Origin of the sequence: Chlorogloeopsis sp. ULAP01 (assembly GCF_030381805.1) — a bacterium.
Lineage (GTDB): Bacteria > Cyanobacteriota > Cyanobacteriia > Cyanobacteriales > Nostocaceae > Chlorogloeopsis.
This window is the reverse complement of sequence record NZ_JAUDRH010000010.1, coordinates 158,671-171,196: the sequence shown is the minus strand read 5'-3', so window position 1 is coordinate 171,196 and position 12,526 is coordinate 158,671. Positions and strand designations below refer to the sequence as shown.

Sequence of the window (12,526 nt, the reverse complement as noted above, 5' to 3'; positions counted from 1 at the left end):
ACGCAATGTTAGCTGGAACAGCGGTTGCACCTCCGCAACTCGATGAATTCTTTCTAGAAGGCGATGCTCAAAACCGCGCTGAGGAGTTGATGAAACTTGGTTTTAGTGAAAGTGATATTGCTCCTTAGAGCGAAAACTTTACCAAAAACTTATGAGCAATTCTAATCCCAACTCAACCTTAACCAAAGCTACCCTACTGCTTGCCAGCACTTTAACAGTAATGGCAGGTGCAACGATCGCTCCTTCTCTACCTGCGATGCAAGATCAATTTGCTGACGTGGCAAATGCAGAATTCTGGGTAAAGCTAGTTTTGACGCTTCCTGCTTTATTTATCGTCATTGGTTCACCCATCGCTGGCGTAATTGTAGATCGACTGGGACGCAAACCACTACTACTGGCTGCTGCTGTACTTTATGGTTTTGCAGGTGGTTCTGGATTAGTTCTCAATTCTTTGTTTGCCATTCTCGCTGGGCGTGCGTTACTGGGTTTGGCAGTGGCGGGAGTTATGGTTAGCGCCACTACTTTGATTGCAGACTATTATATTGGCGCTGCTCGTGCTACCTTTATGGGTTTGCAAGCAGCCTTCATGGGGTTGGGAGGAGTAGTTTTCTTGTCGGTAGGCGGTTCGCTAGCAAGTGCAAACTGGCGCTTACCATTTTTAATTTATCTGTTTGCATGGCTGCTAATACCTCTAATTATTTTTTACATATACGAACCAAACCGTAGCATATCAAAAATCCCATCAATTCAAGATAGTGAAGCGAGTAGTGATACATCAATCCCTGTAAACTTACTCGTACTTATCTTTAGTATTACTGTCCTCAGCCAGATTATCTTCTACCTGATTCCCGTGCAGCTACCGTTTTATCTGCGCCGCCTCACCAATGCAACACCTACACAAAGCGGAATGGCGATCGCTTTTTCCACCCTCTTTAGCGCCTTTGCCTCCTTGGCTTACGGTAGAGTCAGAGCAAGACTAGATTTTGTCAGCATTTTACCTATCATGTTTGTATTTATGGGCATCGGCTACACCATTATTGGTTTAGCCAGTAGCTATGCACTAGTTTTATTAGGTTTAGGCTTTGCAGGTATGGGACTGGGACTCCTCATGCCTAATATGACAGTGTGGGTATCTGCTGCCGTTCCTGATGCTGTGCGCGGACGTGCCTTAGGAGGGCTTTCTACATCTTTATTTTTGGGGCAATTTCTCTCACCTATCGTTAGCCAACCCATAAGTGCAAAAGTAGGCTTGGGTTTGACATACTCTCTAGCAGGAGGACTTTTGCTAGTGCTGGGAATAATATTTATTGTAATGAGACAACAAGTTATGGCTTTTACAGCTAGCCCCTCAAAGTAGAAATGGAGATTTGTTCACAAGTGCAGTTAACTTGCTATTAAGCAAAAAACTATCTTCGGTTTTTATAAAACAATCATTTTGATCGGGTAGAAGTTCCTGATATTTCCAAAGACACTCTCGCTGCCGTTTTGTCAAAGGTTGAAAGATAAATGGAATTCCTGATTGAAAGCTAAACTCTCGGCATAATTTTTCATTGCTTGGATTTCTAGAAGTATAGTAAAAAGATGCCGCCATCCGCTCTTTTAAAGGCATTTTACCGTGATGAAATATTTTAGCAGCAGCAGCGAAAACAACCGTACCCGCAGTTCCCGTACAAGTCTTCCATTTTGAAGAAGGAATCACTTCCTCCATATGTTCATCCAAAATATTTGGCCCGTGTTTAAAAGCACGAATAGATGGAGTTAGGCTTCGAGGAATATATTCAAAAGCACCACTTTTCTCATCAACATCATTTAAATAAATGCTGACTCGGATAATATTGCGATCGTCTTGATCTTGATGCCATATTCGCGATCCTACCTGCTGGCCATCAACAATTTCTTTGCGTAAAATCACACCATGATATGCAGGCGGAAGACCAATACAGTTTTCAATAATATCAAGTAGTTGTTCGTCAAGTCCCCATAAAAATAACTCTGGATAATACATTGCAATTCTAGTTGGATTGATTGGAATGCAATGCTCAAATCCTGTACGATACTCAGTCAATCTGGGAGAATCAGGAGAAGCTTCATGCAAATCTTTGACAGCCTTCTCCATAGCATTTAAAAGTGAAAGATTAGAAGAAAATGGAAGCTCTCTTAAATGAAGAACAGCAACACCTTCTCGATTAAGCTCGCGAACAATACGACGACCAATTTCAGAAATAACAGGTAGCTTCCTAACATGAATAATTTGCTTAGTTCTGTAAATGTAAGATGAAGTAAATTGAGCTAGCTTTCTTTCTACTTTGTTTAGAATTTTATGAATACTATAAATTTGTTTTTTCATCATATTCCTCTTCTCAAATATATTCTCAAATATAGGACTCATATTTAATTTTTGAAAAACACGTAGGATGTGTGATCGCGTAGCTTAACATACCATTTTCAAGGGTTAGGTACGTTAGACTGATTTTTAAGTAATCAAACCGGATCCCATATCATCATTAATTTAATTTATTTTTAACTGGAAGTAAAAAGCTAAAACTAAGGCTTTTATATTTTGCGTGTGCAATATAATTGGTAAAAGTTTACATATTAATATGTAAAATCAAAAATATTAAGATTTTTAATAAAAAACTAAATTCTCAACTTATATGCAAACTCATGGAGATAATATTCAATTGAATTCAAAATTAGAAAAATTTTAAATTAGAAACTACAGTTACTATAAAAAAGGTGCTTTAAAAGCTAGGTAAATTGCTATGAGATATTGATATATATAGTTGTACATATAACATATATAAATTTATGTGCTTTACTTATTCGATTTTTAAGATGATAAAAAGTGAGCTTGTTCTCATAGAATAGCTAGTTTGAGAATAGAGTTATATAAAATTATGATATAGTTACTATAAATTTTGTGTAAAAATAAATTTTCAACATTAATTTTCGATAGTAGTTAAAATTAACTCTAAATAGAAAGTTTTGCAAATCAGAATTTGTTAGTGGATAGTAAACTTAAAAAAGTACTTTACAACCCGTTAAAATAGATTAAAAGATATGTCTAGTAAGATTTAGCTTATACCGATTCAAAAAATATTTGCAACACATCCTGATGTAGAGACGTGCCATGGTACTTCTCTACAATATCTATTTGTCGCATTCTTTTTTCAAATTGGTATTACTTTCACTTTTAGCCAAGAAATTTATTTATTGGCGGTTGAAAAATCGTAATCAAACAACTGGTGCAAGATGTGAACAAAGGCGTTCTTGAAGGGTAGAAATAAGATTTTCCCAGAACTTCTGCCTAAGTCCTAATAGTGTGGAGGATGTGCCTCTGCTATTAGAACTGTTACGGATGAATTATGAACGATTAGCAAACAAAAGAGTGCAAGTTAACTCTGAAGAATTAGCAGCATAAGTTTATTCATGCCTACCACGATGCACAATTGGTGGGCAATCTCCACCTCAAAGGAATTAATCCATAACTTTCTAATCAACTCCTGGCGCTGAAAAATTCATGGCTGCATTATCTAACACCAAGAGCCAATCATTACCCCGCCCTCTTGTTGGTGGTATGAATTCTCTTGTTCCACTACTAGGTAGTTCTACTATCTGTTTTGCAATCCCCTTGCGTGGATCGTACCAATAAGCTTTTACTGTAGTGCCTTTTATTTTTCCTAACTTTACATTAATAGGCTTTCCGGTAGGTGTATACACAAATGCAAAACTACCATCCTCCGCACAAGCAGCTCTCAAATGATCCATCCCCTCACCCACATCACTGATAATCAGAGACTGATCGGGTACTAACTTTATAAATGGCCTAGATTCAAATAATCGCCGTAAATAGCCCATCTGGATTGCGCCAGGATGTCTTAGAGCTTGCCGCCAAGGTGTTCTAGCTGCTGAAATGGGCTTTTTCTTTGGCTCCCACATCTGCCAGATGTTATGGTTACCGTAAGTATGACCGCAAGCTCCAGCTAACATTGACCAGTAGGCGGCTTGCCTAACATCAAACTCATTAAACCAGCCATTCTCTGGTTTCCAATCAATTGGGTGATCTTCATAGCGTGGTTCCCCATCTAGCGTTGGCTTTGGTGGATTTAAAAAATAGTTCTCTGATGTAATCTCATAATTCGGTAAATTAATAGCCTTATGACCAGATTGGAACATATTAAAATCAAGCCAATCATCATTCTGAAACCAAGTCGCTGAATTACTTCCCCCTTGTGGATGGTATGTCATTAAATGGTTGCCTCCATCCCCCTTCTTTAATCCTTTCGCCATCGCCCGAATTATGGCAAGATGAGTATCGTTTTCTGGATTGCGATCGCCACCGAGAATCCATATAATCGGCTTATTATTGTAGCGCTTGCCAAGATATAGACCAAAAGCTTCGGCATTAGTTGGGGTAAAAATTTCTGGCCCTACACCCCATTTTTTATTCCATTTATCTCCCCATGTCGGCAACATTCCGATGTAAAGCCCCATCTCTTCGGCTTTATTTACAATGTAATCAATATGCTGAAAGTAACCTTCATTAGGTTTGGTGGGATCGTTATTTCTTAGTGGTAGATAGCCATAAGGATTAGGTTGCTTAAGTCCATCTAATTCAGCAAGAACAACGGCTTGGATGACAGTAAATCCTTTTCTGACACGATCTTGCAAGTAAATCAGTGCCTCTTCCCGATTCAGCCGATGAAACAACTCCCAAGCTGTATCACCGAGATAGAAGAAAGGCTTACCATCTTCTTTAAATAAGTAATGCTTATTTGTTTTCACCTTTAAGCGTTGTACTGCTTTAATTGTTTGTGATAAAGATACTGATAGACCTATCCCAAAACATAAGCCAATAAACACTCGTCGAGCTAAAGGCTTGTACATGAGTAAATAATCTTAATAAATAGATAATATCGGCAAACATAAATTACAAAAGAATATTAGTATTGTTTCATTTCTTTTGTATGATAAGGGACATCCAAATAAAAAAATACCCAAAAATTTCTTGTGGTGCGGGCATCTTGCCCGCTAATCACTAGGGACGGGCAGGATGCCCATCCCACAAGATGGGATAATTTATTTTCTGGTGTTCCCTAAAAATCTAAAATGTTTCTCTACACAAGATTTAACTGAGGAAGTTTAACTTAGAAATTTTTATTAGTTTGCCAGCAACTTTACTTTGGATAAATTGGTGAATTAAAACTATCAATTATTGCCTAGTGCTGCATATAGTACCTCACGGTGAATTAGCGCCCGATCTACTAAAAACTGGATTTTTTCTGATGAAAGCGGATCGCCATTGGCGTAATGCTCAATCCAAGTTTTACTAATCACATTGGCATCGTCTGGCAAATTAGCTAAATCCCACCCAGGCATATCCAAATCTTCCATTAACCGATTCACCTTGGGATCATAGCTAAGGGCAAAACAACGACATCCTTCACTTGCCGCCATAATTAGACTGTGCAGGCGCATCCCGATCGCCATTTCCACACCACGAAATACACCTTTTAAAAGCTGCGGCTCATCCAAAGCAAGAATTTTGCTCGCATCTTTAATAGCAGGTTGAATGGCTTGGGCAATACTTAAATCTTGGGCTTTTTGAAATGGCAACAGCACAATAAAAGCCTGCGTGGCTTTTTGAAAATCCACCAGTGCACGAGTCAGATTAGCAAGGCGAGTGGGTGTAAGTTGAGGATGCGATCGCAAAGTCACCGCCACCCTGGGAGCTGGTAAATCCCAAAGTCCCGGTACTGGTTTTGACTCCAACGCCCAAACCGGATCGGGTGCAAGGATATGGGGAATTTGCCAATCAGAAAGTAAAGCCGCAGAAGCGCGATCGCGAACGCTGATTTTTGTGCAATCTGCAAAAGTTCGCCGTGCCAACCAACGAGTTACAGAACGCTCCAAAGGGCCAATACCCTGCGCCCAAGCAACTGTTCTCAAACCCATTTTTTGGGCAAATTTCATCATACCCCCATAGTAAAATGGGCTAACAGCACTGGTAGCATCCTGAATCAAACTACCACCACCCCAGATTAAGGCGTCGCAAGAGCGTAAAGCTTGCATTACTGGTAAAAAACTCATGCGTTCATGAGCTTCTACACCATAGCGACTATGCGTTTCTTGTGGCTTACCAGAAAGAACCACAGGTGTAACATCAGGTGGTAGCATTTGCAGCAGGGTTGCCAACAAAGCCTCATCACCACCATTTCCTTTACCGTAATATCCAGACAATAGCGCCCGCATCTTAACCATTTTGGATTTTTGATTTTCAGGTTACTTAACTGATATTGTGCATTAATGCAAATAGTAATATTCAAAGGGACTGGGGATTAGGTATTAGGCACTGGCAGATTTGTAGAGACGCGATTAATCGCATCTCTACAATGACAAATGACAAATGACTATTGATTAATGACAATTATGCACGCTCTTTCAATTCCTACCTGGATTATTCACGTCTCTAGCGTTATTGAGTGGATTGTAGCCATTTGGCTGATTTGGAAATATGGCGAACTCACGAACAACCGCGCTTGGTGGGCATTGTCTTTTGGGATGTTACCAGCTTTGATCAGTGCAATGTGTGCCTGTACCTGGCACTATTTCGACAATGCAGAATCGCTCGAATGGTTAGTAACGCTACAAGCTAGCATGACTTTAGTGGGTAATTTCACGTTGTGGGCTGCTGCTGTATGGATTTGGCGTTCTAATAAATCTAGTGATGTTACCAATGAATTGACTTCCACAGATCCACTCGAATCAAAGCAATAATTAATAATCACCTCGTCAATATTAAGTTTTAATTTCCTCTCGCTCTATTGAGCAAGGAAATTGGGGTTACGATTGGACTTGTAAACCAAGAATCCTCTGCCTTTAGGGCATGGGAAATTTCAAAATTCCTAACTAAATTTATTTAACACAGCAATGATTTCAAAAGAAACCCTATTTATCCTGTCACTGTTTCCCTATTTGGGTTTCTTGTGGTTTATTAGCCAAGTCAAGCAAATGCCGCGTTTGGCACTGTATGGATTTTATTGCACTCTTGTTTTTGTTGCTGTCACTATTCCGGCAGGGATTTACGCTCAACTGCATTATGGTAAATCACTGGCAAACGTTGATTGGTTGCACGGAAGTGCAGAATCGTTTTTAGTACTTTCTAATATCTTGGTTGTGCTAGGTTTTCGTCACGCTGTGATGAAGATGAAAGAGAGTGAGGATTAGGGGCTAGGAAGAAGACAAGGGGATAAGGGAGATGGGGGAGATGGGGGAGATGAGGAGAGAACAACTAACCACTAATTGTACAGACGCGATTAATCGCGTCTGTACCCACTAACTACTGTACGGGAGGCAGCGCGTTGCGTGGGTTAAGCGCGTTGTAGCGACTGCCGTGCGGGTTTTGTAGAGTCACTTTCGGTTTCAACCGACAACTTATCTTCATAAACCCGCCCCTACTATCTACTAACAACCTTGAGGACAATTATGGAAGTTATTCCAGCAATAGATTTACTAGAAGGTCGCTGTGTGCGACTTTATCAAGGGGACTACTCACTATCAGAAGTTTTTAGCGAGAATCCTGCTGATGTAGCTAAACAGTGGGTAGAACAAGGCGCTACTAGACTACATCTAGTTGATTTAGATGGTGCAAAAGCGGGTAAACTAGTCAACCTAGAGGCAATTGAGGCGATCGCTCAAGCTGTTTCTGTACCCATTGAAGTTGGTGGGGGATTGCGGACAAAAGAAAGCGCCCAGCAGTTATTTAATTTGGGTGTAGAATGGGCAATTTTGGGAACCATTGCTGTAGAACAACCGCAGTTGGTACAACAACTCTGCCAAGAATTTCCCGGAAAGATAATTATCGGTATTGATGCTCGCAACGGCAAAGTCGCAACTCGCGGCTGGTTAGAAACCTCAGAAGTTCTTGCTACCCAACTTGCTGTGCAAATGCAAGAATTGGGAGCCGCAGCAGTAATTTACACTGATATTCATCGTGATGGAACCCTCACAGGGCCAAATATAGAAGCTTTACGCGAACTTGCCAACTCAGTAGATATTCCTATCATTGCTTCTGGTGGTGTTAGTTCTGTCACAGATTTGCTGAGTTTGCTAGCCTTGGAACCTCAAGGTGTCACTGGTGCGATCGTTGGTCGTGCCTTATATACTGGTGATATTTCCCTCAAAGAAGCATTGCGGGCTGTTGGTTCTGGACGTATTCAGGATATACCTCCTAATCTAGATTTTTCAGCATTTGCTTAGTGGGAACTCTATCAGTGAACAGTTAACAGTTATCAGGTGTCTTGGTGTTAACTGACAACTGATAACTGGTAACTGATAATCAATCCCCATCCGTTAATTTTTTAATTTTCCGGATTAGTAATTTCCTGCGTTGTAGTTCAAGTTGTAGAGATTACAACGCAACTAATTTATATGACTCGTAAAAAACCCCCCATTACTAGTAAACCTCGAACCGAATCAGGTAGTACTAACTTCCGAGCCGAGAATAGTCAAGACTACAACCAACAAAAGCCAAAAACAGCTTAAGGATGTGTAAAAAATTCTGTACATCCAAATTTTTATGATGAAAACGGCAAAATGTTTTTTTGATTTTTAATTTTCAGCTTAAATTCTCTACTTTGTAGTTTGAGTTTTTAAATTTTTATCATGGGTTTCCTCTTTTGTAGAGACGTTAATAGCGTCTCTCTTTTTATATTTTGTAACAAAACTCATTAAAAGTTAGACAAAATGCAGATTTATTGAGAATATTAGTTTAAAGCAGCAATAAAAATCGTGTTATTAGTATTGTTATTAAGCTTCAAAGCTAAATACTATGAATAATAAAAAATCAAGTCCACCTCCTTTACCAATTAAAGACAAACCAAATAAAACAGAACCTGGTTTGATTTCTGACAAAAATCAACCTAATAAACTTAAAAAATGAAGTAAATAATTTACTTAGAAAAAGTTTTATAGATAAAAAATATAGCCATAATTCTATCTATAACTAATTGTAAATAGAGTTGCAAAAATTATATTTTTTATAATTCAATACTAGTTAATCTGAATATCAAAAAACTAAATAAATACAGAGAAATAAAATTAGTAAAATTTATGATTATTGTTGAGCAACATATTTAATTATCTCACCCTTTACCCTCTGCTGGTTACAGACACTTTACGGTCAGCTAGTCCGGTTGTGAGACCATAACTTAACTAGCGTGAACTGGTGTAGACACTGGAGAGTAGTGAGGAAATTGCAGTCTTGGATGCTAGGTTCTATCTTCGCAAGTCGCTCTCGCGAGTTAACATAAGTATCCCTAAAATTGAAGTAGCTTTTTCAGATTTTGTTGACATAAAACAAATTATTTCTGGAATTGATAGAATGCCAAAGAATAAAAGCTTTTAAAAAAGTATTTGTTGCACGCTTAGTTTATAATCGTAGAGTGTGCTGTCATATAGGTTACGAAACACTGAAAATATAACCAACTGATAATCGAGTAGTTGCACTGAGATTAGTCACTTATATTGATACAATAAAACTTGCAGCATTGTTGTGATATCGATGTACACGAGTGAATCAACTAAGTATCCTCCCACGACCGACATCGGCCAAAGAAATCGTATTTTGGTTGTTGAAGATGAAGAACTCATCCGAGAAATGCTAGTCTTAGCTCTGGAAGAGGAAGGTTATGGGGTAGTAACGGCTACGGACGGTCGCTCAACTGTAGAACAACTGAAAAACTTTGAAACCAATTCAGGAGAACCTGCCTTTGATTTGATTATTCTTGATTTAATGCTGCCTCAAATCAATGGTTTAGATATTTGCCGCTTGCTTCGTTACCAAGGCAACCCAGTACCGATTTTGATGCTAAGTGCTAAGGGTAGTGAAACTGACCGCGTTTTAGGGTTAGAAGTAGGAGCAGATGATTACCTGACAAAGCCTTTTAGTATGAGGGAATTAGTGGCTCGTTGTCGCGCTTTATTACGCCGCCAACGTTTGAGTAGCTTGCCGCAACTCCCAGTCTTGCAGTACAAAGATATTACATTGTATCCGCAAGAGTGTCGGGTGCTAGTTCGCGCTCAAGAGGTGAACCTGTCTCCAAAGGAGTTTCGTCTTTTAGAACTCTTTATGAGTTATGCCCGTAGAGTTTGGTCGCGGGAACAACTGCTAGATCAAGTATGGGGGCCGGATTTTGTTGGAGATAGTAAAACTGTGGATGTTCATATCCGTTGGTTACGTGAAAAATTAGAGCAAGATCCGAGCCATCCTGAATATATAGTGACTGTGCGTGGTTTTGGTTATCGATTTGGATAGTTGTTAGTTCATGAGTTGTGCAATAGCACTAACAACTAGTGATGTTAGTACCGGAATTTTTTTTAGGTTTGACAATTGGACTTGGGTTTTGGCTTTGGTACAAAATACAAGTGTACCGCCTCTTGGGAAGAATACCGCCCTCGTTGAAATCCCAGTCTTCTGAAGTAACACTACCGCTTATTCCACGCTTGCGATCTGAAATTACTTCGTTAAAGGAGCAGCAGGAAGAATTACAACAAGATCTGCAAAATTACAAAAACTTGCTAGAGATGGCACCAGTGGGATATTTGCAGGTGGATGAAGAAAATCAACTGCTGTGGTGCAATCAACTGGCACGAGAGATGTTGTATTTACAAAGGTGGCAACCGGGACAAGTACGTTTGTTGCTAGAATTGGTGCGTTCTTATGAACTCGATCAGGTAATTGAGCAAACTCGCGATCGCCAACAATCCCAAATTCGGGAGTGGATATTTCATCCCTCAGTGGAAAACGCAGCCGCCATTTTAGAGATCAAACCTCTGGCAGTAAAAGCCACTAGTTTTCCTTTATCGCAAGGAAAAGTAGCAGTATTTCTAGAAAATCGCCAATCACTTTTGGAATTAAATCAAGCACGCGATCGCGCTCTTTCTGATCTTGCCCACGAACTGCGGACACCGTTGACTTCAATTCGTCTAGTTGTAGAGAATTTGCAAGATCGTTTGAAACCACCTTTAGATCGCTGGGTGAGCCGCCTCTTAAATGAGGTTGATAGGTTAATTTATTTAGTACAAAGCTGGTTGGAACTCACCCGACTCGAAAACAACCCCTCCTTGGAATTAAATCGCCAACCTGTAGAATTGCGATCGCTAATTGCCAAAGTTTGGGAAACTCTAGAACCTCTAGCACAACGCCATCAAATCCAGCTTACCTATTCTGGCCCCGAAAAACTTTGGATAAATGGCGATGAATCCCGCATTTATCAAATTTTTTTGAACTTGCTAGACAATAGTATCAAATATAGTCCTCCTGAAGGTACGATTGCAGTTGAGGCAAAGATTTTTTGTACAGATAATAGCTTTAGTGTTAAAGCAAGCACACCACCGAACCTGGAGATAAATGTTATAGACTCTGGAGCTGGTTTTTCTGAGGCAGATTTGCCCCATGTATTTGAACGCTTTTACCGAGGAGATCAAGCACGCTCTCGCCCACAAAAAGCAGAAAATATTTCTACAACGACAATTGTGGGTACTGGTTTAGGTTTGGCGATCGTGCGCCAACTTGTGCTTGCTCATGGTGGTACTATCAAAGCCATGAACCATCCTGTTAAAGGTGGTGCGTGGATACAGATAATACTCCCTGAGAGCGTGGCAAATTATTAATCACAAGATTATATTTAGAAGTATCTTCATGTTTGAGACTGCAAGCGTGAAAGCTCTTATTTTTGATGCTAATTCAGGAAGACCCCAGCTAACACGCGAGATCAGGCGTTTAGAGCGGGACATTTTGCGCATGGGAGCTTTGGTAGAGCGATCGTTTCGCCTCAGCCACCAAGCTTTATTTGCTCGTGATTTAATAGCGGCTGAGGAACTTCCGCGTATAGATAAACAAATAGATCGCTTTTATAAACAAATAGAATCAGACTGTACAGCAATCATGACACTGCAAGCCCCTGTAGCCCAGGATTTGCGTTGCTTGAGTGCCTTTATGCAGCTAGTGCGCGATCTTGAACGCATTGGCGATTATGCAAAAGATATAGCAGAAATTGCAATCAAAATTTTTCCTTATCCGCCGCATCCCTCCTTACCTGAGATTGCGCAGATGTCTCATCATGCTCAGGCGATGTTAGCAACTAGTTTGGTAGCTTTGGCTGACTTAGATGAAGTTAGCGGACGCAGTGTGAAGCAAATGGACGACACTGTAGATAATGCCTACGAATACCTTTATCAAACTTTAGCCTATCAAAAAGATGTTCCAGGGATCATCGAGCCAATTTTACTCTTAGTACTAGTAATACGTTACTTAGAACGCATGGCAGATCATGCTACTAATATTGGTCAAAGAGTCGCGTATATTGTTACTGGTCAACGGGGTTAAAGGGGGATCGGGGATTGGGAAGAAGAGGACAAGGTGACAAGGAGACAAGGGGACAAGGAGAAAAATTTTCACCCCCTGCACCTGGAGCTCCTCTACTCCTGGTGCTTCTTTCCTAATCCCTAATCACCTGTCCCGTGC

Annotated in this window: 11 protein-coding genes; 8 read left to right on the top strand and 3 right to left on the bottom strand. The window is 40.0% G+C overall.

What is annotated here, in order from left to right:
* Positions 1 to 5 precede the first annotated feature (5 nt).
* Together QUB80_RS20510 and QUB80_RS20505 are read left to right on the top strand one after the other, a co-directional pair.
* Positions 6 to 128, top strand: coding sequence for a hypothetical protein (locus QUB80_RS20510; protein WP_289791362.1), 123 nt, complete (start codon positions 6 to 8; stop codon positions 126 to 128).
* A 23-nt stretch (positions 129 to 151) separates the two neighbouring features.
* The gene (locus QUB80_RS20505; protein WP_289791361.1) at positions 152 to 1,357 is read left to right on the top strand and encodes an MFS transporter; all 1,206 of its coding nucleotides are present in this window, start codon (positions 152 to 154) and stop codon (positions 1,355 to 1,357) included.
* Here the strand turns inward: QUB80_RS20505 and QUB80_RS20500 are convergent.
* From QUB80_RS20500 to csaB, 3 genes are all read right to left on the bottom strand, one after another.
* Positions 1,349 to 2,350 carry a phytanoyl-CoA dioxygenase family protein gene (locus QUB80_RS20500; RefSeq protein WP_289791360.1) on the bottom strand — a complete coding sequence of 334 codons (1,002 nt, stop codon included), beginning with the start codon at positions 2,348 to 2,350 and terminating at the stop codon, positions 1,349 to 1,351. The genes QUB80_RS20505 and QUB80_RS20500 overlap by 9 nt on opposite strands.
* Before the next feature lie 1,142 nt (positions 2,351 to 3,492).
* On the bottom strand, positions 3,493 to 4,887 hold the full coding sequence (locus QUB80_RS20495) for a glycoside hydrolase family 140 protein (RefSeq protein WP_289791359.1): 1,395 nt from the start codon (positions 4,885 to 4,887) through the stop codon (positions 3,493 to 3,495).
* Between the two features lie 321 nt (positions 4,888 to 5,208).
* Complete coding sequence (gene csaB / locus QUB80_RS20490) at positions 5,209 to 6,252, bottom strand: polysaccharide pyruvyl transferase CsaB (RefSeq protein WP_289791478.1); 1,044 nt, start codon at positions 6,250 to 6,252, stop codon at positions 5,209 to 5,211.
* A gap of 177 nt (positions 6,253 to 6,429) precedes the next feature.
* Here csaB and QUB80_RS20485 point away from each other — a divergent pair, with 177 nt between their 5' ends.
* The 6 genes from QUB80_RS20485 to phoU all read left to right on the top strand — a co-directional run bounded on the left by QUB80_RS20485 (position 6,430) and on the right by phoU (position 12,388).
* Complete coding sequence (locus QUB80_RS20485; protein WP_289791477.1) at positions 6,430 to 6,777, top strand: DUF2499 domain-containing protein; 348 nt, start codon at positions 6,430 to 6,432, stop codon at positions 6,775 to 6,777.
* Between the two features lie 153 nt (positions 6,778 to 6,930).
* Entirely contained in the window at positions 6,931 to 7,227 is a 297-nt protein-coding gene (locus QUB80_RS20480) for a DUF3593 domain-containing protein (RefSeq protein WP_289791358.1), read from the top strand.
* A gap of 258 nt (positions 7,228 to 7,485) precedes the next feature.
* Positions 7,486 to 8,259, top strand: a complete 774-nt coding sequence (gene hisA / locus QUB80_RS20475; RefSeq protein ID WP_289791357.1) for a 1-(5-phosphoribosyl)-5-[(5-phosphoribosylamino)methylideneamino]imidazole-4-carboxamide isomerase — start codon at positions 7,486 to 7,488, stop codon at positions 8,257 to 8,259.
* 1,303 nt (positions 8,260 to 9,562) lie between these two features.
* Positions 9,563 to 10,315 carry a winged helix-turn-helix domain-containing protein gene (locus QUB80_RS20470; protein WP_289791356.1) on the top strand — a complete coding sequence of 251 codons (753 nt, stop codon included), beginning with the start codon at positions 9,563 to 9,565 and terminating at the stop codon, positions 10,313 to 10,315.
* A gap of 41 nt (positions 10,316 to 10,356) precedes the next feature.
* Positions 10,357 to 11,673, top strand: coding sequence for a sensor histidine kinase (locus QUB80_RS20465; RefSeq protein WP_289791355.1), 1,317 nt, complete (start codon positions 10,357 to 10,359; stop codon positions 11,671 to 11,673).
* A 28-nt stretch (positions 11,674 to 11,701) separates the two neighbouring features.
* Entirely contained in the window at positions 11,702 to 12,388 is a 687-nt protein-coding gene (phoU, locus tag QUB80_RS20460; protein ID WP_289791354.1) for a phosphate signaling complex protein PhoU, read from the top strand.
* The last annotated feature ends 138 nt before the right edge of the window (positions 12,389 to 12,526 follow it).